At 62.6% G+C, this 22,880-nt stretch carries 22 protein-coding genes; 9 read left to right on the plus strand and 13 right to left on the minus strand.

The features are described from left to right. Window positions 1-231: 231 nt before the first annotated feature. The 4 genes from NTU39_RS19570 to NTU39_RS19585 form a co-directional block, all read right to left on the minus strand. Window positions 232-1,782 carry a class I adenylate-forming enzyme family protein gene (locus NTU39_RS19570; protein ID WP_257958345.1) on the minus strand — a complete coding sequence of 517 codons (1,551 nt, stop codon included), beginning with the start codon at window positions 1,780-1,782 and terminating at the stop codon, window positions 232-234. 113 nt (window positions 1,783-1,895) lie between these two features. Continuing rightward, on the minus strand, window positions 1,896-3,140 hold the full coding sequence (locus NTU39_RS19575; protein ID WP_150665971.1) for an acyl-CoA dehydrogenase family protein: 1,245 nt from the start codon (window positions 3,138-3,140) through the stop codon (window positions 1,896-1,898). A 21-nt stretch (window positions 3,141-3,161) separates the two neighbouring features. After that, window positions 3,162-3,989, minus strand: a complete 828-nt coding sequence (locus tag NTU39_RS19580) for an alpha/beta fold hydrolase (protein ID WP_257958346.1) — start codon at window positions 3,987-3,989, stop codon at window positions 3,162-3,164. Beyond that, entirely contained in the window at window positions 3,986-5,035 is a 1,050-nt protein-coding gene (locus tag NTU39_RS19585; protein WP_257958348.1) for a 2,5-dihydroxypyridine 5,6-dioxygenase NicX family protein, read from the minus strand. Before NTU39_RS19585 ends, NTU39_RS19580 begins: the two co-directional genes overlap by 4 nt. A gap of 145 nt (window positions 5,036-5,180) precedes the next feature. On the opposite strand from NTU39_RS19585, the gene NTU39_RS19590 reads away from it, so the two are divergent. The 5 genes from NTU39_RS19590 (at window position 5,181) to kynA (ending at window position 9,444) form a co-directional block, all read left to right on the plus strand. Continuing rightward, window positions 5,181-5,699 (plus strand): flavin reductase family protein, encoded by a 519-nt coding sequence (locus tag NTU39_RS19590; RefSeq protein WP_257958349.1) that lies wholly within the window; start codon window positions 5,181-5,183, stop codon window positions 5,697-5,699. Window positions 5,700-5,707: 8 nt separating this feature from the next. Next, entirely contained in the window at window positions 5,708-6,178 is a 471-nt protein-coding gene (locus tag NTU39_RS19595) for a MarR family winged helix-turn-helix transcriptional regulator (protein ID WP_150665967.1), read from the plus strand. Window positions 6,179-6,430: 252 nt separating this feature from the next. Next, a complete protein-coding gene (kynB, locus tag NTU39_RS19600) occupies window positions 6,431-7,126 on the plus strand; it encodes an arylformamidase (protein ID WP_257958350.1) in 696 nt (231 codons plus the stop codon). Window positions 7,127-7,193: 67 nt separating this feature from the next. Further along, the gene (gene kynU, locus NTU39_RS19605) at window positions 7,194-8,447 is read left to right on the plus strand and encodes a kynureninase (RefSeq protein WP_150665965.1); all 1,254 of its coding nucleotides are present in this window, start codon (window positions 7,194-7,196) and stop codon (window positions 8,445-8,447) included. Between the two features lie 16 nt (window positions 8,448-8,463). Then, window positions 8,464-9,444 carry a tryptophan 2,3-dioxygenase gene (kynA, locus tag NTU39_RS19610; protein WP_257958351.1) on the plus strand — a complete coding sequence of 327 codons (981 nt, stop codon included), beginning with the start codon at window positions 8,464-8,466 and terminating at the stop codon, window positions 9,442-9,444. 746 nt (window positions 9,445-10,190) lie between these two features. Here kynA and NTU39_RS19615 read toward each other — a convergent pair. Further along, window positions 10,191-11,039: an IclR family transcriptional regulator gene (locus NTU39_RS19615; protein ID WP_224796617.1), complete on the minus strand. Its 849-nt coding sequence runs from the start codon at window positions 11,037-11,039 to the stop codon at window positions 10,191-10,193. A 193-nt stretch (window positions 11,040-11,232) separates the two neighbouring features. Between NTU39_RS19615 and NTU39_RS19620 the strand changes: the two genes are divergently transcribed. Then, window positions 11,233-12,426, plus strand: coding sequence for an acyl-CoA dehydrogenase (locus tag NTU39_RS19620; protein WP_150665964.1), 1,194 nt, complete (start codon window positions 11,233-11,235; stop codon window positions 12,424-12,426). Between the two features lie 240 nt (window positions 12,427-12,666). Here NTU39_RS19620 and NTU39_RS19625 read toward each other — a convergent pair whose 3' ends face one another. Next, window positions 12,667-13,305: a peroxiredoxin gene (locus NTU39_RS19625; protein WP_150577184.1), complete on the minus strand. Its 639-nt coding sequence runs from the start codon at window positions 13,303-13,305 to the stop codon at window positions 12,667-12,669. 215 nt (window positions 13,306-13,520) lie between these two features. Between NTU39_RS19625 and NTU39_RS19630 the strand changes: the two genes are divergently transcribed. The 3 genes from NTU39_RS19630 (at window position 13,521) to NTU39_RS19640 (ending at window position 14,880) form a co-directional block, all read left to right on the plus strand. Further along, window positions 13,521-13,829 carry an ElaB/YgaM/YqjD family protein gene (locus NTU39_RS19630; RefSeq protein WP_150665963.1) on the plus strand — a complete coding sequence of 103 codons (309 nt, stop codon included), beginning with the start codon at window positions 13,521-13,523 and terminating at the stop codon, window positions 13,827-13,829. A 117-nt stretch (window positions 13,830-13,946) separates the two neighbouring features. Then, complete coding sequence (locus tag NTU39_RS19635) at window positions 13,947-14,330, plus strand: phage holin family protein (protein WP_046292761.1); 384 nt, start codon at window positions 13,947-13,949, stop codon at window positions 14,328-14,330. A 13-nt stretch (window positions 14,331-14,343) separates the two neighbouring features. Next, window positions 14,344-14,880 (plus strand): DUF3318 domain-containing protein, encoded by a 537-nt coding sequence (locus tag NTU39_RS19640; protein WP_174985002.1) that lies wholly within the window; start codon window positions 14,344-14,346, stop codon window positions 14,878-14,880. 34 nt (window positions 14,881-14,914) lie between these two features. Here NTU39_RS19640 and NTU39_RS19645 read toward each other — a convergent pair whose 3' ends face one another. The 7 genes from NTU39_RS19645 to NTU39_RS19675 all read right to left on the minus strand — a co-directional run bounded on the left by NTU39_RS19645 (window position 14,915) and on the right by NTU39_RS19675 (window position 22,871). Next, complete coding sequence (locus NTU39_RS19645; RefSeq protein WP_217426186.1) at window positions 14,915-15,412, minus strand: GspH/FimT family pseudopilin; 498 nt, start codon at window positions 15,410-15,412, stop codon at window positions 14,915-14,917. A 64-nt stretch (window positions 15,413-15,476) separates the two neighbouring features. Then, on the minus strand, window positions 15,477-16,118 hold the full coding sequence (locus tag NTU39_RS19650) for a pilus assembly PilX family protein (RefSeq protein ID WP_257958353.1): 642 nt from the start codon (window positions 16,116-16,118) through the stop codon (window positions 15,477-15,479). Then, window positions 16,097-17,059: a PilW family protein gene (locus tag NTU39_RS19655; RefSeq protein ID WP_174984999.1), complete on the minus strand. Its 963-nt coding sequence runs from the start codon at window positions 17,057-17,059 to the stop codon at window positions 16,097-16,099. Before NTU39_RS19655 ends, NTU39_RS19650 begins: the two co-directional genes overlap by 22 nt. Window positions 17,060-17,070: 11 nt before the next feature. Next, the gene (locus NTU39_RS19660; protein WP_257958354.1) at window positions 17,071-17,427 is read right to left on the minus strand and encodes a hypothetical protein; all 357 of its coding nucleotides are present in this window, start codon (window positions 17,425-17,427) and stop codon (window positions 17,071-17,073) included. A gap of 233 nt (window positions 17,428-17,660) precedes the next feature. Then, on the minus strand, window positions 17,661-17,918 hold the full coding sequence (locus tag NTU39_RS19665) for an acyl-CoA-binding protein (RefSeq protein ID WP_150665958.1): 258 nt from the start codon (window positions 17,916-17,918) through the stop codon (window positions 17,661-17,663). Between the two features lie 288 nt (window positions 17,919-18,206). Further along, entirely contained in the window at window positions 18,207-19,688 is a 1,482-nt protein-coding gene (gene adeC, locus NTU39_RS19670; protein WP_150577190.1) for an AdeC/AdeK/OprM family multidrug efflux complex outer membrane factor, read from the minus strand. A 3-nt stretch (window positions 19,689-19,691) separates the two neighbouring features. Then, window positions 19,692-22,871, minus strand: coding sequence for an efflux RND transporter permease subunit (locus tag NTU39_RS19675; RefSeq protein WP_150665957.1), 3,180 nt, complete (start codon window positions 22,869-22,871; stop codon window positions 19,692-19,694). Window positions 22,872-22,880: the final 9 nt, after the last annotated feature.

Genomic DNA, 22,880 nt, shown 5'->3' on the forward strand with positions numbered 1-22,880 from the left:
AAAGAAAGCAAAAAAATCAGCAGGCTGTGCCGCCGATGACGACATGGGCGCTATCTTGCGATGCAATTCCCAAAGTAAAAAATGCGATTCTCAGCGGATGGTAACAAATTGGGAGATTACGCATAGGGACTTTCCCTTATGCATCGCGGAAGCTCATCGTAAAAAAACGCCGGAGCCTTTGTGTGACAAGGCATCCGGCGCTTTTAAGCAAAATTTGAATAAAGCTTCTGATTAGCGACTCTTGGTAGTCGTTTGCGAATTCGGCGCATCCGATAGCCACTCGATGAGAATCGGTTTCTGCACTTTCCCAAGTGCGCTCTTGGGCAGGCTCTCAAAAATGACGACGCGTCGCGGCAGTTTGAAGCGCGCGATGCGTGTGCCGAGAAAGTCGAGTACGGAGGTCTGGGTCGCACCCGCTTGCGGTGTTGCCACGACCACGGCGACCGGCACTTCGCCCCAGCGTTCGTCCGGCACGCCGACGACCGACGCTTCGAGCACGCCCGGGCAATCGACCAGCGCGTTCTCGATTTCGGCGGGATAGATGTTCTCGCCGCCCGAGATGATCATGTCCTTGCTGCGGCCGACGACTTCGAAGCAACCGTCCACGCGCAAGCGCGCCAGATCGCCGGAGTGGAACCAGCCTTCGGCGAACGATACGTGACCGGGCGCACGCCAGTACTCGCGCATCACGTTCGGTGCCCGCACGAGAATTTCGCCGACGTCACCGGGTGACACGTCCTGCCCCGCCGGGTCGACCAGACGCACTTCCACGCCGGGACACGCACGCCCCACCGCACCGGGGTGCGCCTTCGCCTCGCCGAAGCGCAATGCGATGGACACCGGCCCCGTCTCCGTTGCGCCATACACCTGCCCGAGCGGAATACCCCGCGCGTGGAAGGCATCGATGGCGGACATCGGCACGACGCTCGATCCCGCCATCACACCCCGCAACGACGAGAGATCGCTCGAGCCCCACGCGGGGTGCGTCTGCACGGCGCGCATGGTGGCGGGCACCATCAGCGAGAGCGTCGGACGATGCCGTGCGACGTCGGCGAGCCACGCCGCCGGATCGAAGCGCGGATGCAAGGTGACGCTTGCACCGCAAAGCAGCGCGGGCAGCGTCTGAATGCACAGACCGCCGACGTGAAACATCGGCAGCGTCGAAAGAATGTGATCGTCGGCACGCATGTCGTGCGACCACCAGCTTGCTTCGGCATTGGCCAGCAGCCCGGCCTGCGTGTGCAATGCGCCCTTGGGTTCGCCGGTCGTGCCCGACGTGTAGGCGAGCAGCACAGGCGCATCGGCCGACACGTCCGGGTAGTCGACCGGCTTGACCGACGGTACCGCAATCAGGCCGTCGATGGGCGCGATGGCGGGCGGCGGCAGATCGGTGATGGCGTCCTGTTCGAGCAGGTCGCGAATCTGACGTGCTGCGTCGCGATGGACGGCGTCGAACCACAGCACGCGCACGCCCGCATGACGCACGATGGCGGCCAGCTCAGGCACGGCGAGCCGAAAGTTCAACGGCAGAAAGATGGCACCGGCGCGCGCGCAGGCGAACAGCAGCGCCAGTTGCAATTCGTCGTTCAAACCGAGACAGGCAACGCGGTCGCCCGGGGCGATGCGCCACGTCTCGCGCAGATGGCCGCCGACGCGCTCGACGCGTCGCCACAGCGCGGCGTAGTCTGTCGTGAGAGCTTCGTCACCGAAACCGCAGCGCAGCGCCAGCCGTTTGGGCGTGGCGCGCGCATGACGGGCAAGCGCTTCTACAAAAGGCGTCAACTTCTTCTCCGTCACAAGAGAGACGGCGAGGTAATCGCCACCTGGCGACCTCGCCGATTCGCTGAACCACTGCATTCCGAATGGGCGACGCAATCGCCTCGCCCCGGGATGGCTTACTCGTCGCGCTCGCCCGGCTCGTACAACGCTTCGCGGCCAATGCGATCGAGGCACAGCTCGGCCGTCCACGGCAACATCAGCGCGCCGCAACGCGAATCGCGATACATGCGTTCGAGCGGCAAGGTCTTGAGCATCGACTGCCCGCCGCACGTGCGAATCGCGAGACGGCACAACTCGTTGGCATTCTCCATGATCGTGTACTGCGCTGCATACGCGCGCAGGCGGGCCTCCTTGCCCGGATCGGCTCGACCGTCCTGCAAAGCCCGCAGGAACAGCGCGCGCGTTTGCTCCAGCATGATGTGCATCTGCGCGACGGCGATCTGCTTGGTCGGGTACATGCGACGCTTGACCGGCGCGCCCATGCCTTCGGCTTCGCCACGCAGATATTTGACGGTGAAGTCGTACGCGGCCTGCGCGATCCCCATATAGGTCGGCGCAAGCGTCATGAACATATGCGGCCAGCGGCTCGCAGCCTGATAGTAGACGCCGCGCGGCATCAGTTGCAGTTCGTCCGGGACGAACACGTCCTTGAAGAGCAGCGTACGCGAGACGGTGCCGCGCATGCCGAGCGGATCCCAGTCGCCGGTGACGGTCACGCCCGGGGCGTTGCCCGGCACGGCGATGTAGAAGGTGTCCTTCATCGACAGTTCGGGCTTGTCTTCCGTGCACAGCACGCCGTAGTAATTCGCCGCACCGGAGAGCGATGCGAAGATCTTGCGACCGTTGATCATCCAGCCGCCGTCGACCTTCGTCGCCGTGGTGCCGAACGGCGCTTTGCCTGCGGCCGCCGCACTGCCTTCGGAGAACGGCTGTGCGTAGATCGCGCCGTCCTGAATCACGCGCTCGAAGTGATGCTTGCGATAGCCCGCGTGCTCAGCGCGTTGTTCGGGCGTCATGTCGAGATCGTCCGACAGAATGCCGGTCCACATCATCGAGCACGTATGCATGTTGAACGTGAGCGCGGTCGCGCCGCAATGGCGGCCCAGCTCGGCGGACACCATCATGTACGTGGCGAAGTCAGCGCCCAACCCACCGTCTTCTTCCGGGATGCACAACTTCAGCAGACCGGCGGCGCGCATGTCGTCGTAGTTCTCGAACGGGAACGACGCTTCGCGGTCCCAGCGCGCGGCGCGCGGGGCGAGCGACTCACGGCCGACCTGTTCTGCCAGCGCCAGCAGGCGCCGCTGCTTGTCCGTGAGCGGGAAGTGCTCGCCGACGATCGAGGGAGGCTGATAGGCCACGGTTGTCTCCTGATGTTTGTTCTAGAGCGTTGCGAGGAAGGTGCGCACCTCGGCGTCGAAGGCAGCCGGGTGTGTCAGATTCATGAGATGGCCTGCGCCGGGCAGGCAGACGTAGTGGGCGTCGGGAATCGACTCGGCCATGCGCGCCATCACTTTCGGCGGCGCATTGGTGTCGTGTTCGCCCGCGATCAGCAACACCGGCACGTTCAGACGCGCAAGTGCCGCGCGCTGCTCGAAGCCAACGAGTGCTTGCAACGCGGCGCGATAGGCGGGCGGTGTGAGCGCGCCCATTGCGTCGACGGCCAGTGCGTGTGCGCTCGCGCGTGTCGCGTCATCGGGCTCGCCGAGCATGCCCGGCACGATCGCTTCGGCCATCTCGCGCAGGGTCTTACCCGCGTCGAGCGGTGCAGTGCGCTGACGCACGAACTCGCGCTGGAAGTCGCCGTCAGGCTTGCCGAAAGCCGGTGACGTGCCGCACAGCACGAGCCCAGCGACGTCGCGGGTCGCGGGTGCGCCGCGCGCCATCAATTCCTGCACGACCATGCCGCCCATGCTGTGTCCGACGAGGACAAAGCGTGGCGCCTCCGATGCAGGCGACGTCGAATGCAATGTATCGAGCAACGCGCGAAGGCTATCGGCAAGCGCCGCCATCGTTGGTTCTGCGGGCATGGCGCTGTCGCCGTAACCCGGCATGTCCCACGCCACGACCCGATAACCGGCAGCGACGAACGTGTCGAACTGCTCGGGCCAGACGTGACGGTTGCCGCCAATGCCATGCAGCAGGACGAGCGTGAGTGGACCGTCGCCCGCCTCCCGGTAGGCGGGCACAGCCCTTGCGTGCGACGTCATGATGCGAATTCGCCTTGCAGTTGCCCGTCACGCACAACGACGTCGCCGTCGAGGGCGATCGTGCATTTACGCAACGGCAGATCGAAGTGACCCAGCGTGTGGCGGCCCGCCACCTCGTTGGCTCCCGTCGAGTAGAGGAAGTTGCCTGCGAAGGCGCGCTGCTCCGTGCCGTTGCAGTCGCGCTTGTCGTAGCAGGCGAGTGCATCCCAGCGGGCGCGCGGGTTCAGCCCGAAGCCGACGTGCGACACGGCATACGCCTCGCGATCGCCCCACGCGGCGAAGTAATCGCGCATGAGATCAACGTCCACACCCTCTCCGTCGATGGCCACGACATAGTCGTCCTCGACGGTGAGCGCGATGCGATCGCGCAAGTATTGTTTGAAGGTGAGATTGATGTCGCCCGGCGCGAGCACGAGCTGGCCGTTGACGCTATGCGCGGCGGGAAACGCCAGCGCGAGGCCCCCGGGCCAATGCGCGACCTGCCCCGGTTTGGCGCACCAGCCCCAGACGCCCCCCACACGCGCGTCGCGAAGTCCGATGCGCAAATCGGTGCCGGCAGCGGACGTCACATGCATTTCTGCTGCACTGCGCAAACGCTTGATCGCGGCGCGCACTTTCGGCTCCAGCGCCGGGTCTGTGGCGCAGCGCTCCAGAATCTCGGGATGTTCGTTGGACACCATCAGCACGCGCGCGCCGCCGCCCAGGATCTCGGGCAGTTCGGGGGCATGTAACAGGCCTTCGACGGTGCAATCGACGACGAGCGTCACCGCCTTGAGGGCCGCCACGACGGGGGCCAGTTGCCCCAGCGCGTCGCTTGCTCCGGTCGAGCGCACCGGCACGGGTGCACTGACACGCGCACTGGGCACCACCAGCCGGAACGGCCTTGCGCCAAGCGCCTCGACGGCCAACTGCGCCAATTCCACATTGATAGGCCGGGATTGCGTTTCAGCTACAATCGCCACCACATCACCGGGTCGTATGTCGCAGCGCCGCAAGGTCTCGGCAAATACGTCGATCCACTTATGCTCGATTCGCTCGATCAGCATATCGTCTCCTGAGCGTCTGACCCTTGCGCCCTTGCCGGGCAACGTTGGCCGTCACGCGTCTTGTCGATCTGTTGTTCGTGCCATAGTATATGAATATTCATACAAATCAACCCGATCAAATTAGCCGGACGGGAGTGCAGGGAAAGTGAACGCCAATCACGCTTCGGCGCCTGAATTCGACAGCGCAGCTTTTCGCAGTGCGCTCGGTCAATTTGCGACCGGTGTCACCGTGATCACCACGCGGGCCGACGACGGCTCGCTCATCGGCATCACCGCCAGTTCGTTCAATTCGGTGTCGCTCACGCCGCCGCTCATCTTGTGGAGTCTTGCCACGCGTGCGGGCAGCATGCCCGTGTTCCGTGAGAACACACATTACGCTGTGAACGTGCTCGCTGCCGACCAGCTCGATCTGTGCAAGCGCTTCGCGACGATGAAGGGCGACCGGTTCGCGGGCGTGCCGTACACGCTGTCGGCGTCGGGCACGCCGGTGCTGGACGGCGCACTCGCCTGGTTCGAATGCCACAACCGCAGCCGTTACGACGAAGGCGATCACGTCATCTTCGTGGGTGAAGTGGAGCGTTGCGGCGTGCATACGGATGTTGCTGAGCGCATGCCCCTGATCTTCCACGCCGGTGGCTTCCACAAGCCGCAGTCGCTGGGCTGAGGCACATCATGTCCGCTGCGCGGCCAGCCACCCCGACCTCATCCGACACGCCGTTCGTCGACGACTATCTGCTGTATCTGCTCGCCCGCGCGAGCGCGCTCGTGTCGGACGAGTTTCATCGAGAAGTGGCCGCTGCCGATCTCGGCGTGCTGGAGTGGCGTGTGCTGGCCACGCTGTCCGACGGGCAGGCGCGCACCATCAATCAACTGGCGGACATCGTGCTCGCCAAGCAGCCGACCGTCACCAAGGTCATCGATCGGCTCGAAGCGTCGGGCGACGTCGTTCGGGGCGAGAGCGCCACTGACCGTCGGCAATCGCTGGTCTCGCTCACCGACGCGGGCATCGCCCACGTCACCCCGCTGCTGGCGGGTGCGCGACATCATGAGGCGAGCGTGCTCGCGCGATTCGGCGAGACGCAGTCGGCACAACTCAAGGAGGCACTGCGCGAGCTCATCCACCAGATGACACATCGACGCTAGTCGCCTTCGCCGTCCACCGCCCCTCTCCTCCTCCCCCCGTATTACCCCGCCGACGAATTTGGGCGAACTCGCATCGAATTCGATCAAATTCGCAAAACTTAAAATAATCCACCACGAAATCGGCATAAATGTTTGCCTGATTTCAATTCAGCCTGCCCGGCCATTCGAATACGCAAGCACCTGCGGCGAAGAATTTCCTACACTATCTGGGACTTCTTCCTCCACAAAACGCGCCTTATCAAGCGCTTGCGTATGAACGTTTCGAACGCTCCGGAAGCTCCGAATACAGCGGCCAACCCCGCAGAAGTGTCCACCTCGACCGAGCGCCGTGTGTGGGACATCAGCGCGCCCTTGTCCGCAGACACGCCCGTATGGCCCGGCGACACGCCGCTGACCGAGGAAGCCGTCTGGCAGATCGGTCCCGGCTGCCCGGTCAACGTGGGCCGCATCACGCTCTCGCCGCACACTGGCGCGCATGCCGATGCGCCGCGTCATTACGACGACGCGGGCGTTTGCATCGGCGAAGTCGACTTTCAGACGTATCTGGGGCCGTGCCGCGTGATCCATTGCATTGGGGCGTCGCCGGTCGTCACGCCAGAGATGGTCGCGCCGCACCTCGCCAACGTTCCGCCGCGCGTGCTGTTGCGCACCTACACGCAAGCGCCCGTCTCGCGCTGGGACAGCGAGTTTTGCGCCGTCGCACCGGAGACGATCGATTTGCTGGCGTCGCATGGCGTGAAGCTCGTGGGCATCGATACGCCCTCGCTCGATCCGCAGCAGAGCAAGACGATGGACGCGCATCACCGCATTCGTGCGCATCGCATGGCGATCCTCGAAGGGCTGGTGCTCGACGCCATCGCGCCAGCCGATTACGAACTCATCGCGCTGCCGCTGAAGTTCATGCGGCTCGATGCGAGTCCGGTGCGCGCAGTGCTTCGCGCCCTCTGAGCATCGCGGCACACACGGTTTTCTTTTTTCATCCAACGCTTTTACTCATTACTCAACTACGCAAACCATGACGTCTTCTCGCAACGATTGTCTGGCCCTCGACGCGGCCGATGCCCTTGCGCCGCTGCGCGCGCAATTCGACCTGCCCAAGGATGTGATCTATCTCGACGGCAACTCGCTGGGCGCGCGTCCGATCGCGTCGGCAAAGCGTGCGCAGGAAGTGATTACCGGCGAATGGGGCGTGGGCCTTATTCGTAGCTGGAACGAAGCCGACTGGTTCGCACTGCCGCGCACGCTCGGCGACAACCTTGCCCCGATCATCGGTGCAGGCAAGGGCGAAGTCGTGGTGACGGACACCACGTCGAGCAACCTCTTCAAGGTGATGGCCGCCGCACTCGACGCACAACGTCAGCGCTCGCCCAAGCGCCGCGTCGTGATCTCCGAGCGCAGCAACTTCCCGACGGATCTGTACATCGTGCAGGGGCTGACGCGTCTGCTCGACGACGGTTACTCGCTGCGTCTGATCGACTCGCCGGACGAACTGCAAAGCGCGCTGGGCGACGACGTCGCCGTGGTGCTGCTCACGCACGTGAACTACCGCACGGGCGCCATGTACGACATGAAAGCGCGCACGGCCGAGATTCATGCGAGCGGCGCGCTCGCGGTGTGGGATCTGTGCCACTCGGCGGGCGCGGTGCCGGTCGATCTGAACGGTGCTGACGCCGATTACGCGGTGGGTTGCACGTACAAGTACCTGAACGGCGGCCCGGGTTCGCCTGCGTTCGTGTGGGTCAACAAGAAGCATCAGGACACGTTCTGGCAGCCGCTGTCGGGCTGGTGGGGCCACCGCACACCGTTCGCGATGACGCCGGAGTACACGCCGGACGACGGCATCGGCCGTTACCTGTGCGGCACGCAGCCAATCGTCTCGCTGTCGCTGGTGCAATGTGGTCTGGACATTTTTGCGCAGACGTCGATGGACGCATTGCGTCGCAAGTCGCTCGCGCTGACGGACCTGTTCATCAAGCTGGTCGAAGAGCGTTGCGCCGAATTCCCGCTGACGCTGGTGACGCCGCGCGATCATGCGTCGCGTGGTTCGCAGGTGAGCTTCGAGCATCCGGAAGGTTTCGCCGTGATTCAGGCACTGATTGCGCGCGGCGTGATCGGCGACTACCGCGAGCCGCGCATCATGCGTTTCGGCATGACGCCGCTGTACACGAGCTTTGCCGACGTGTGGGATTCGGTCGAGATTCTGCGCGACGTGCTGAGCACCGGTTCGTGGGACAAGCCCGAGTTCCACCGCCGTGGCGCGGTGACCTGAGCGAGGAATTGTCAGCATGACCAAGCCGTCCCCCAAGGCCACGACGCCGACGTCTGACTCGAGCGCATCTTCATCCGCCTCGCCCGCTCAGGGCGGGTGCCCGTTCGGGCATGGAGGCGAAGCGACTGGCGGTGCGTCCGCCACGTCCGCCACGCCCGCCAGCACGTCTGCCAACGCCACGCAGTGGCACGACGCGCAGCTCGATTTCTCGAAGAGCATGAGCTATGGCGACTACCTGTCGCTCGATCCGATTCTGAATGCGCAGCATCCGCGTTCGACGGATCACAACGAGATGCTGTTCATCATCCAGCATCAGACGAGTGAACTGTGGATGAAGCTCGCGCTGTACGAGTTGCAGGCAGCGCGCACAGCCGTTCATAACGACGAACTGCCACCGGCGTTCAAGATGCTGGCGCGTGTGTCGCGCATTCTTGAGCAGTTGGTGCAGGCGTGGAGCGTGCTGGCGACGATGACGCCGTCGGAGTATTCGTCGATGCGTCCGTCGCTGGGTAGCTCGTCGGGCTTCCAGTCGTATCAGTACCGCATTCTGGAGTTCATGCTGGGCAACAAGAATGCGGCGATGCTTGCGCCACATTCGCATCGCCCGGACCTGTATCAGCAGGTCGAAGCTGCGCTCAACGCGCCGTCGTTTTATGACGAAGTGGTGCGTCTGCTCGCACGTCGCGGCTTTGCGATTGCACCGGAGCGTCTGGAGCGTGACTGGACGAAGCCGACGCCGCACGACACGACCGTCGAAGCCGCGTGGCTTGAGGTGTATCGCAACCCGTCGCAACACTGGGAGCTATACGAGATGGCCGAAGAACTGGTCGATCTCGAGGACGCTTTCCGTCAGTGGCGCTTCCGTCATGTGACTACGGTTGAGCGCATCATCGGCTTCAAGCAAGGGACCGGCGGTACCAATGGCGCGCCGTATCTGCGCAAGATGCTCGACGTGGTGTTGTTCCCCGAGCTTTGGCACGTGCGGACGTTGCTGTGAAGTTTTGGTTGGAACCGGTCGCTTAGATTCAGTGAGCGCCGTTGCCCGATGCCCGGGCAGCGGCGTTTGTTCGTTTACCCGATCGTTGGAATGCGCTTAGCACCCTTGTCACATGCCCGGGGCAGCGGCGCTTGCCCGGCCCCTGACTCCGCTCCAAAACCTTTTAAGTCGCTACGTCAGGGGCCGGACAATCACCGCCATCGGATGTCCGAAAACCCCGTGCGGTGATCGACCGTTCGGTGTCGTCGCATCGATAGCGGTGAAGAATCGGGTTGGGTGTCGCCCGCGGTGCGACTTAAAAGGTAGTGGAGCGCCGCGGGCGACACCCAACCCGATTAACCACAGACCGATTAAGCGTTTCCACTCAGACGAGCGGCCAATTGTTTCAATCGGGGTTTGATCTCCTCCCGAAACCCGGAGCGGTGATCGACCGTTCGGTGTCGTCGCATCGATAGCGGTGAAGAATCGGGTTGGGTGTCGCCCGCGGTGCGACTTAAAAGGTAGTGGAGCGCCGCGGGCGACACCCAAGCCGATTAACCACAGACCGATTAAGCGTTTCCACTCAGCCGAGCGGCCAACTGTTTCAATCGGGGTTTGATCTCCTCCCGAAACCCGGAGCGGTGATCGACCGTTCGGTGTCGTCGCATCGATAGCGGTGAAGAATCGGGTTGGGTGTCGCCCGCGGTGCGACTTAAAAGGTAGTGGAGCGCCGCGGGCGACACCCAACCCGATTAACCACAGACCGATTAAGCGTTTCCACTCAGCCGAGCGGCCAACTGTTTCAATCGGGGTCCGATCTCATCCCGAAACACCGAATCCGGAATCGAGGAGGACGGCCCGCTGCAACTGATCGCGAGCCAACGGTTCTGCCGGATGTCGCGAAGTGGCACGGCGACGGCGTTGACGCCTTCATGCCACTCGCGAAACGAGTAGCAGAGCCCTTCCCGCTTGTAGGATTCGATCCCCTTGTCGACGCCCGATTGCAGGGCATCCCAGCCGACATTGCGCAGTGCGGCGGGATTGGCGTCGTAGGCATCGTGCAGATCCGAGAGCATCGTCTCGCGCTCGGTCGGCGTCATGGCCGCGAGGTAGACGCGCCCCATCGAACTGGTCAGCATCGACAGGCGGGAGCCTGCCGTCAGACCCAGCGTGAGATGCGCGGAGTCGCTGCGAATCGTCTCCAGATACATCATGTCCACGCCCTCTCGACAGCCGAGGGAGATCGAACATCCCATTTCTTTGGCAAGCGCGCGCATATGAGGACGCGCCAGCGTCAGCATATCGGTGCCGTTCAGGAAGGCATAGCCGAGGGCCAGCACGCCCGCGTCCAGTGCATATTTGCCCAGGTCAACGTCGTAACGCAGGTAGCCGAGTTCGGTGAGGGTGTAGGCCAGACGGCTCACCGTCGCTTTCGGCAAGCCCGTGCGCGCTGCGAAATCGCGGTTGCCGAGCAGCATGTCGTCCGGCCCGAAGGCGCGCAGCAGTTCGAGGCCTCGTGCCAACGCCGTGACGAACTTGCGCTCGTCGTGCGACGGCGACACACCATGAGCCGGCGCACCGGTAAGGGCAGACAGGGACGTTTTGATCACAGCCATCGCGCACTCCGCATCGACTTCACAGTCACTTTGAACATACCGGGCAAGCAGGATCGGACAAGATCAAACAGATTCGGCCAGTGCATGCACTGGCCGTTGCCCGGCGAAAAATTTTAGTGTTAAACTAACTTCGATTTCATAACATTGTTCCGCATTGCGGAACTTTCGTCAAGTTGATTGGAGGAGATGGGTCATGGCAGGCAATGCACAGTTTCACTGGGAAGATCCGCTGTTGCTCGACGCGCAGCTCACCACCGACGAGCGCATGATTCGCGACGCGGCCGCTGCGTATGCGAACGACAAGCTCGCGCCGCGTGTGCTCGAAGCGTTCCGTCACGAGCGCACCGACGCATCGATCTTTCGCGAGATGGGCGAGATCGGTCTGCTCGGCCCGACGATCCCCGAACAATATGGCGGCCCCGGTCTGAACTATGTGGCCTACGGCCTGATCGCCCGCGAAGTCGAGCGCGTGGATTCGGGCTATCGCTCAATGATGTCCGTGCAGTCGTCGCTGGTCATGGTCCCGATCTATGAGTTCGGCAGCGAAGCGCAGAAGCAGAAGTACCTGCCGAAGCTCGCCAGCGGCGAATGGATCGGCTGCTTCGGTCTGACCGAGCCGAACCACGGTTCGGACCCGGCGGGCATGACCACGCGCGCCAAGAAGGTCGCCGGTGGTTATGAACTGAGCGGCAGCAAGATGTGGATCACGAATTCGCCCATCGCCGATGTCTTCGTCGTCTGGGGCAAGCTCGCCGACGAGAGCGGCGAAGAGAAGATCCGCGGCTTCATTCTGGAAAAAGACTGGAAGGGTCTGTCGGCCCCCGCGATTCACGGCAAGGTCGGCCTGCGTGCGTCCATCACCGGCGAGATCGTGATGGATCAGGTCTTCGTGCCGGAAGAGAACCTGATGCCGGGCGTCTCCGGTCTGAAGGGGCCGTTCACGTGCCTGAACTCGGCCCGCTACGGCATCGCCTGGGGCGCACTGGGCGCCGCTGAGTTCTGCTGGCACATGGCACGTCAGTATGTGCTCGATCGTCAGCAGTTCGGTCGCCCGCTCGCCGCCAACCAGCTGATCCAGAAGAAGCTGGCCGACATGCAGACGGAAATCACGCTGGGCCTGCAAGGCTGCCTGCGTCTGGGTCGCATGAAGGACGAAGGCACGGCGGCGGTCGAGATCACCTCGATCATGAAGCGCAACTCGTGCGGCAAGGCACTCGACGTGGCGCGTCTGGCCCGCGACATGCTCGGCGGCAACGGTATCTCGGACGAGTTCGGCATCGCCCGCCATCTCGTGAACCTCGAAGTGGTCAACACCTACGAAGGCACGCACGACATCCACGCCCTGATTCTGGGTCGCGCACAAACGGGTATTCAGGCGTTCTTCTGATTCCCTGAAGTTTGAGAAGTGGGCGCGAAATCGCGCCTACTTCTCTGCAACGTTGTTAGGTACGCGTCGTTTCTCGAGCCGCATGTCGCGGGCCGTCAATCCAACGAGTGACGGCGCGTACCCAACAAAAAAGCCAGCTCATGCGAGCTGGCTTTTTCGTTTCTTGCTGCGACATGTGCGGCGCATCGTCATGCGACCGCACATCCATCACTTATCGATTACTTATCGACTACTTATCGATTACTTGTTCGGCTGCGGCGTGAGGCGCAGATACGGACGCACGGCCTTGTAGCCCTTCGGGAATTTCTCCTTCAGTACGGCCTCGTCCTTGAGCGACGGCACAATCACCACGTCTTCGCCATCCTTCCAGTTGCCCGGCGTAGCGACCGAGTAATTGTCGGTCAGTTGCAGCGAATCGATGACGCGCAGAATCTCGTCGAAGTTGCGGCCCGTGCTTGCCGGGTACGTGATGATCAGGCGCACCTTCTTTTTCGGATCGATCACGAACAGCGAGCGCACCGTCACGGTTTCGCTGGCGTTCGGGTGAATCATGTCGTACAGCTGCGAAACCTTACGATCGCCGTCTGCCAGGATCGGGAAATTGACCGTGGTGTTCTGCGTTTCGTTGATGTCGCTGATCCAGCCCTTGTGCGACTCCGCATCGTCCACCGACAAGGCGATGGCCTTCACGTTACGTTTTTCGAACTCGCCCTTGAGTTTTGCAGTCAGACCCAATTCGGTCGTGCACACCGGCGTGTAGTCGGCCGGGTGCGAGAAAAGGACACCCCAGCCATCGCCGAGGAATTCGTGAAACTTGATCGTGCCGATCGACGAATCCTGCTCGAAGTCGGGAGCGATATCACCCAAACGCAATGTCATTTACAGTCTCCTTGAGAACCTTTCACTCAGTGGGAACAAGACTAAAGGATGCTAAGCTTAGTCAGAACGAATAAAAAATTTGTTCCAAATGATTTCTGGAAATATACCGCAGCCCGTCTGTTGTTTTCTGGCAACGACGCGTTGAAAGCGGTACGATAACCCCCATATCAGCCGCACATCCCCCCGCATTTTCCTCCCAGAAACGGGTAACGACTATGTCGCAAGTGCATATCAACAAGGAGAAGTTCATGACCGATATCAAATCCGTACTGGCCGACGCCGAAGACCTGCTCAAGCAAGCTGCCAACACGACCGGCGAGCGCGCCTCCGAACTGAGCGACAAGGCCCTCACGCTGCTCAAGCAAGCCAAGGAAAAGGCGTCGGACGTTCAGGTCGTCGTGGTTGAGAAGAGCAAGATGGCCGCTCGCGCAACTGACGACTACGTGCACGATCATCCGTGGCAAGCCGTGGGCATCGCCGCCGGTATCGGCGTGGTGATCGGCCTGCTGCTCAACCGCAAGTAAGCTCGCTGAATACGCGCAGTCAGCGCGACCAGCACAAGTCACTTTCTCGCCTACTCTGCCAAAGGCGGAGCCTGCCTGACCGGTGCGACGGGTCGGGTGGGCCGCCCCGTCCAGCCCATGACCGACAATGATCGCACGACCCCGCCGCGGCCTTCGCTGCGGCGCCTCGCCGGTGCGTTGCTCGAGATCCTTCAGTCGCGCATCGAACTCATCGGCATCGAATTGACCGAAGAGAAGGAACGCCTGATGGGCGTTGCGTTTCTCGGTCTTGCCGCAATGCTCTTCGGTGTTCTCGCCCTCGTGTCGCTGACCGCGCTGGTCATCGTCATTTTCTGGGACACCTATCGCCTCCAGGCCATGACCGGCATCTTCGTCGTGTATCTCTTGCTCGCGAGCTGGTGCGCCATGCGTGCGCGCAACATTCTGCGCGATGCCCCGATGCCGTTCGAAGCCACACTGGCCGAGTTCGAAAAGGACCGCGACGCCCTGCGTCCGGACTGAAGGAGACCCGCCCGTGCCGCTGGAACAGAACCATCCTCAACGACCGCGTCGCCCGCGTCAGTCGCGACGCTCCCGTCACGAACTCCTCGCGATCCGCAAGGAAATCGTACTCACGCGCATTGCCGTCGAGCGTGCCGAGCTGATCCAGGCGTCGCGTGTGACGCGCGAACGCCTGCGCAACTTCCGCTGGGTTCGCTACCTGTTGCCCGGTGGTCTCGCCCGCTTCTCCGGACTCGGCGGCCTCGGTGGCCTCGCCAACTCCGGCCTTAAGCTCGGCGGTCTGCTCGAACGCTATCCGCTCGTCAGCTCGGTGGCGTCGATTGCGCTGACGGGCCTCTCGCACACGCCGGTCGGACGCATCGCCCGTCGCGGACTCAAGTGGGGCAGCCTCGGCGTGCTCGCCTGGCAAGGCATCAAGCTCTGGCAGGAATCGACGAAAGGATCGTCGACACCAACCGACGCTTCGACAGACGCCGCGACGTCGACGAATCCCGCAACTTCACCTGCATCTGCCAAAGACAACGATCGCGGTTCCCCGCCGTTGATGTAACGCCAGCATTCGCGCCCCTCACCCATACGGCCGCCTACGCTTCGCAATGCTTTGCGACACGTGCGCGGCCGTAGGCGTTGATGGTGATGCAGATGCGTCGATCATGCCCTGCGATGCGCACCGTGCCCGACAGCCACTTGCGTGCCTCGGTCCGGATGAAGCCACTTTCGGCGAATGCCAGCCCTTGCGTGTAATACAAACCCCACCTCGCCTCAATGCTCACGCCTGGCGGCAACGGCGCATGACGCCCCAATAGCGTCTCGCCCGCATCCAGCCGGTGATTTCGGTTCTCGTCGACAAACGTCACCCAACCGCTGTTCAGACTCACACCGTCGTGCGGCGCGATTGCGATACGCCGATGCCGTCCCAATGCTTCAGCTCGCGCCGCTTGCATCGTCGCCAGAAATGCGCGCGCCGTCGTCTCCACCGCCACACGACGCCGCACCGCCTCTATCGACGGCGCAACAGCAAACAGCGCAATAGCAAACACCGCCATCGCCACCAGGCATTCGATCAGCGTGACGCCGCGCATCGGGCGCGCGACATGCCTATCGAACCCGTCGCGCCTACCGAGCTGTCGTGACGCACCGCTCCAATCACGCATCGCAATGCTCGCGTCTGGCACCGGGCACCTGCGTCGTTATCGCGCTGTCGTGCCAGGTCGCGACTTCGCGCCAGTTCAACCTGCGCGACGAGAACGAGATCCGTGCAGCACCTCCCGCCGCCGCGCGTCCGCGAGACGCGCGAACCTCATAAGTCGCTTGCAGGAAGACCCGCGTTCCGGGCAACTTGCCGCATCCCATCGCACTCACGCGGTAGCGGCGTACGAGCGACGCCCTTGCCGCCTTCGCCTCGCGCGCGTCCGGCAAATACTCGGTGAACGCGATTCGCTCGATGAAGTAGCGTGCACTGCTCACGGAGACGACGCGCACATCGTTCCAGCCGATCCCGACCCAGCCCGCCATTTGATTGGGCTCGCGACTTCCGTCTCGATAACGCGCACCGATGACACCATGCGCGCCCTCGTCGAACTCGTACGCTGCGGCAATATCCGGTGCGTCCGCTCCGCCGACCAATCGCTCGCGTGCGGCCCTGAGTGCATCGTGCGCTGCGCCGAAAGCGAACACCCTGTCGTTCGTGTACGCGATGAAGCGGGTTGCCAGTTCACGGTGTTGCATGCCTGAGACCGCCAGCGCCATCAGGGCGGCGAGCCACATCACGATGAAGACACCAACCATTTCGCCTCCTCGCGAATACCGCCATCGTTGCGCCGGTAGGCCACCACCGTGAACACATGCAAATGGACGTCTCCGGCATTGGTCAGCCACTTGTACTCACGACCACCGGACGCCGCATCGAAGACTTCGACGGTCCGACCCGCGCGCTGTTTTCCCCCACGTCGCGGCGCCCCCCTCAACACTAGCGAAAATGCCACAGCACTCACGTTCTCCCAGCCACCGGACCCAGCCGGCGCGCTTGGAGGCTTGCGTCGCGCGTTCTTCACCGGTGTCATCCAACGCAATGGACCGGCTCCCCCCGCACGCACGCCCAGCCGGATATACATCGCCTCGACACCGATGACCAGCACCTGCGCAGGACGCAGCGTCGTGATCTTGTATCCCCGGTCGCCGTACCGACAGAACAGCGAGGGGACACCGTCTTCGCCTTTATCGACGTAGAAGGCACTGACGTTACGGTCGTCACCATCGCTTCGCGCTCTGACGCTGGCCCCGCCGCAGTTCTGTACCGCGCCGTTGCCATTGCCGTTTTCGTCTCCGAAGCCCGCACCGTGGTACTGCACCTCCAGCATCGTGCTGCCCTGCCAGCCACGCTTCGGGCAAGTGTCGACCGTGCTGGCGCATTCCGCACTGGCTCGCAGTGAAGGCCAATCGCCTAGCCCGGGTTGAACAGATCGATCTGCGTTGAGGATCGGGCCTTCCAAAGGATCCCAATTTCGATATCCGGCCATGCCGACAGCACGCGTGAGTTGATTCAGCGCGAAGGCAGCACGCTCGTTCACCTCGTATCGCTCCGCCTGCACGCGCCACAATCGAATGCCCGCGAGATAGATCGCGGTCGCAGCCATCACGATCAGCAGCCCCAGCGGCATGGCGATCACCCATTCGAGCAGGGTAAAGCCGTGTATGCGGCGCTTGCCCGACGGTAGACGACAAGTCATTGGCGATGTCGTCATGGCAAACGGTCGACAGCCATGAGGGCGTGCATCGAAGGCGACGGCAATGCGGTTGTGACCACGTTGTGCGCAACAACCCCTGAGGCCGACGACACGCCGCCCGCCGCTTGCCAGTGTGCGAAGCCCTGCGCACCGGCGACGAGCGCGGTCATCGTGAACAAGACGTCGAGCAGCGCCGCCCCTCGCATCGCGCGGCGACAACACACGTGCGGCGAATGCGGTCTCGGGCGTGTCGGTGGCGTCGGTGGTGTGAGTGGTGTGGGTGGGGACGATGCACGCACACGATTGCCTCGTACAACGCGTGACGTGTGATGCCCGATACGTTGCAGCATGTGATGACGATCCTGTTGCATGGCGTGGCTCCTTGGCTCGTTGATGGCGAGTTGACGACGTGTTCATCGTCGCGCATCGCCCGCTCCCAACCAATCGGACAGCACCGCAAAACCCACCCCGTTATGCGCCACCTCACTCTTCAAACACGTCACATCCGCCGCGCAAAAAAAACGGCGACCGAGGTCGCCGTCTTTCTTCTCATCGATGCTCGCCTATGGCACATCGCACACTGCCAACGCGCCATGCATCGTCATCACGCCTTGAGGGAATCGATGAGTTCGACGTAGGCCGTCTGCACTTCTTCCTTCGACTTGCCCTTGAGCATTTCCCAGGCGTCGAATTTAGCGCGGGCGACGAAGTCCATCGCACCGGGGCGGGAGCCGGAAACGTCGCCTTCCGTACCTTGCTTGAACAGCGCATAAATACGCAGCAGCGTCAGATTGTCGGGGCGTTCGGGCAGCGTCTTGGATTGGGCTACCGCCTCGTCGAAGCGGGCTTGAAGATCGCTCATGGTGTCTCTCCCTGGAAAAACAGTCAGCGTATAAGTGACCCGCGCGACGACCGGGCAAAATCCGCCGGATCAAATGCGGCACATGCGTCGACGCTCGGGATGTTGCGAATACAACGCGAACAAGGATAGCGACGATGGCCTACGCAAGGTAGGGGCCAGCGTAGAACCCCGCGTCTAAACCTCTCGGGAACTGAGTCGATTGTTACGAAACGATCGCGACGGACCGGACGCCTCAAAGAAAAACGCCCGGCATGGCCGGGCGCTTTTTCTCGATCATCGAACCTTACATCACGACGCAGAGGCTGCCGACGCCGTGCCTGCGTTCGCAGGTGCCGAGCGTTCTTCCCAACCGCCGCCCATCGCCTTGTACAGCGTGACGAGGTTGGTCCAGCGCGCCAGACGCGTCGCGATCAGCGTTTGCTGCGACGAGTACAGCGAGCGTTGCGCGACCAATGCGTTCAGATAGCTGTCGACGCCATTGCGGTAGCGCAGGTCCGAGAGTTTGTAGCTCTCGTCGCTCGCCTTCACGAGCGATTCCTGCGCCGCAATCTGATCGTCCAACGTACCACGTGCAGCCAGGCCGTCCGACACTTCGCGGAACGCCGTCTGAATCGCCTTCTCGTAGTTGGCGATCTCGATGCGCTTCTGCACCTTGGCCAGATCGAGGTTGGCGATGTTCTGCCCACCCGCGAAAATCGGCAGCGTGATGGTCGGTGCGAACGACCATGCGCCCTGCCCGCCCTTGAACAGATTGCTCAGCGATGCACTCGCCGTACCAGCATTCGCCGTCAACGAAATCGACGGGAAGAACGCCGCACGTGCTGCACCGATGTTCGCGTTGGCGCCCTTGAGCGTGTGCTCGGCAGCCGTCACGTCGGGGCGACGCAGCAGCAAGTCCGACGGCAGCCCGGCAGGCAGATCGGCCAGCAGGCCCTGCCCGTCGAGCGGACGTGCCGGCGGCAAATCGGCCGGCAACGGCTGGCCGATAAGCAGCGCCAGCGCGTTTTCGTCCTGCGCCACCTGACGCGTGTACTGCGCGAAGTTCGCACGCGCCGTATCGACCGGCGTTTGCGCCTGACGCAGGTCCAGCCCGGAGGCCGTGCCCACGTCGAAACTGCGCTTGGTCAGGTTATACGACGATTGCTGGCTCTTGAGCGTGTCCGACGTGAGCTTGAGCAGCTCCTGATCGGCCAGCCACGTGAGGTATGCCGTCGCCACTTCCGAGACGAGCGTGATATGCGCCGCCTTGGCCGTGTCCTCGCTCGCCAGGTACGATTCCAACGCCTGATCCTTCAGGCTCTGGATGCGACCGAACAGATCGAGTTCGTATGACGTGAAACCCACGCCGACCTGATAGCTGCGGCTGATACCCGCGCGACCCGACGACGACAGATCCGCCGGCGAGCGCTGAACCGACGCCTGACCTGCCGCCCCCACCGAGGGCAGCAGCGCCGAGCGCTGGATCTGGTACTGCGCACGTGCGGCTTCGACGTTGAGCATCGAGACACGCAAATCGCGGTTGTTCTCCAACGCGATCTCGATCAGCTTTTGCAGACGCGGATCGGCGAAGAAATCTCGCCATCCCAGATCGGCAGCCACGACATTGCTGTCGGCGGCGCCGTTCTGGTTCGCCGCGCCGGGCGTCTTGTAAGCCGGGCCCGTGGGGAACGACGTGGCGACCGGTGCCTCGGGCCGCTCATAGTGCGGCGCGAGGGTACAGCCTGCCAGGAACGCTGCCGCCAAGGCCATCGGCAATGCTTTGTGCTTCATAGGTCAGTTTCCTTCCTTGGCGGGACCGTTGGTTGCGTCCGGGTTCTCATGACGCGCTTCCGGATGTTCCACCGTGTCCAGATCCTCATGGGCGAAGCGCTTACGCACCAACACGAAGAAGACCGGCACGTAGTAGATCGCGAGGAACGTCGCGGCGAGCATACCGCCGATCACGCCCGTACCGATGGCGTGCTGCGAAGCCGAACCGGCCCCGTTGGAGATCGCCAGCGGCAGCACACCGAGAATGAACGCCATCGACGTCATCAGAATCGGTCGCAGACGCAGTCGCACGGCTTCCATCGTCGCTTCCATCAGCGTGCGGCCCTGCTCTTGCAGATCCTTGGCGAATTCCACGATCAGAATTGCGTTCTTCGCCGACAGACCCACGGTAGTGAGCAGACCCACCTGGAAGTACACGTCGTTGGACAACCCGCGCAACGTGGCGGCCAGCAGTGCACCCAACACGCCCAGCGGCACCACCAGAATCACCGAGAACGGGATCGACCAGCTTTCGTACAAGGCAGCCAGGCACAAGAACACGATCAGGATGGAGATCGCATACAGCGCCGGTGCCTGCGAGCCCGAAATACGCTCTTCGAACGACAGCCCCGTCCACTCCAGACCGATACCCGGCGGGAGTTGCTTCGCGATTTCTTCCACCGCCTTCATCGCGTCGCCCGACGACTTGCCCGGTGCCGGCATACCCTGAATTTCCACGGCAGGCACACCGTTGTAGCGTTCCAGACGTGGCGAACCGTACGTCCACTTGCCCGTGGCGAAGGCCGAGAACGGCACCATCGTCCCGCTGCTGTTACGCACGAAGAGCTTGTTGATGTCCTGCGGCAGCATCCGGTCCTTCGGTTCCGCCATCACGTACACCTTCTTCACACGACCGCGGTCGATGAAGTCGTTCACGTACGACGAGCCCCACGATGCCGACAACGTCTGGTACACGTCGGCAATCGACAGACCCAGTGCAGCGGCCTTTTCTTCGTCGACGTCGACCTTGTACTGCGGCGTGTCGTCCAGACCGTTCGGGCGCATGTTCGCCAGATTCGGGTTCTTCGCCGCCATGCCCAGCAACTGATTACGGGCGGCCATCAGGGCGTCGTGACCCAGACCTGCACGATCCTGCAACTCGAAGTCGATACCGCCCGCGTTACCGAGTTCCGGCACCGACGGCGGGTTGATCGCGAAGATCATGGCGTCCTTCACGCTGGCGAACGCCTGGTAGGAACGCGCAATCACGGCCTGCACCTTGAGGTCGGATGCCTGACGGTCCTCCCACGGCTTCATCATCGTGAACGCCAGACCCACGTTCTGACCACGGCCGTTAAAGCCGAAGCCCGTCACCGTGAAGATCGAACGAACCGAGTCCTTTTCCTTCTCGAGGTAATGCTTCTCGACCTGCTTCATGACGTCGAGCGTACGCTCCTGCGTCGCACCCGGCGGCAATTGCACAAGGTTGAAGAAGTAACCCTGGTCTTCGTCCGGCAAGAACGCCGTCGGCATACGCACGAACAGGAAGCCGACGACCGCCACGATCACCACGTAGACGATCAAGAGCGGCGTGGTGCGCTTGAGCAAGCGCTCCACCTGACCCTGATAGGCCTTCGAACCGCTGTCGAACTTGCGGTTGAACCAGCCGAAGAAGCCGCGCTTCTCGTGAACCTCACCCTTCTTGATCGGCTTGAGGATCGTTGCGCACATGGCCGGCGTGAGCACGATAGCCACAAGCACCGACAACGCCATGGCCGCCACGATGGTCAGCGAGAACTGACGATAGATAGCACCGGTCGAGCCGCCGAAGAATGCCATCGGCACGAACACGGCCGAGAGCACGAGCGCCACACCCACCAGCGCACCGACGATCTGATCCATCGCTTTCTTCGTCGCTTCTTTTGGACTCAGCCCTTCTTCCGCCATCACCCGCTCGACGTTTTCGACCACCACAATGGCATCGTCGACGAGCAGACCGATGGCGAGCACAAGGCCGAACATCGATAGCGTGTTGATGGAGAAGCCCGCCGCACCCATGATGCCGAACGTACCGAGCAGCACCACCGGCACCGCGATCGTCGGGATGATCGTTGCCCGCAGGTTCTGCAGGAACAGATACATCACGAGGAACACGAGCACGATACCTTCGATGAGGGTCTTGATCACTTCCTCGATCGAGATCTTCACGAACGGCGTGGTGTCGTACGGATAGTCGACCTTCATGCCCTGCGGGAAGTACGGTTCGAGTTCGGTGACCGCCTGCTTGACGGCGGTGGCCGTCTGCAGCGCGTTCGCACCGGTGGCCAGCGTAATCGCCAGACCGGCGGCCGGCTTGCCGTTGTAACGTGCCACGACCTGATACGACTCGCCGCCCAGCTCGATGCGCGCCACGTCACCCAGACGCACTTGCGAGCCGTCCTTATTGACCTTGAGCAGAATCTTGCGGAACTGCTCCGGCGTTTGCAGACGGCTTTGCGCCGTCACGGTCGCATTGAGCTGCTGGCCCTTCACCGCAGGCGCGCCACCCAGCTCACCGGCCGAGATCTGCACGTTCTGCGATTGAATGGCGTTCGAGACGTCGATGACCGTCAGGTTGTAGCCGTTGAGCTTCTGCGGATCGACCCACACGCGCATGGCGTACTGCGAACCGAACAGCTGGACCTGACCCACACCGTTCACACGGCTGATCGGATCCTGCACGTTGGCTGCAATGTAGTTCGCCAGGTCGATGTCGGTCATATTGCCGTCATCGGAATACGCGCCGATCACCAGCAGGAAGTTCTTGGTCGCTTTCGCCACCTTGATACCCTGCTGTTGCACCTGCTGCGGCAGCAGCGGCGTGGCGAGTTGCAGTTTGTTCTGCACCTGCACCTGGGCGATGTCCGGGTTCGTGCCCTGAGCGAACGTCAGCGTGATCTGGGCGGTACCCGAGCCGTCGGACGTCGACGACATGTACTCAAGGTGATCGATACCGTTCATCTGCTGCTCGATCACCTGCGTGACCGTATCCTGCACGGTCTGCGCCGAAGCGCCCGGATAGGTCGCGGTGATCTGCACGGACGGCGGTGCGATCGGCGGGTACTGCGAGACCGGCAGCTTCAGAATCGAAAGCGCACCGGCCAGCATGATGACAATGGCGATCACCCAAGCAAAAATCGGGCGATCGATAAAAAACTTTGCCATGAATAAGGC

This window comes from Pandoraea commovens (assembly GCF_024704525.1).
Classification (GTDB): domain Bacteria; phylum Pseudomonadota; class Gammaproteobacteria; order Burkholderiales; family Burkholderiaceae; genus Pandoraea; species Pandoraea commovens.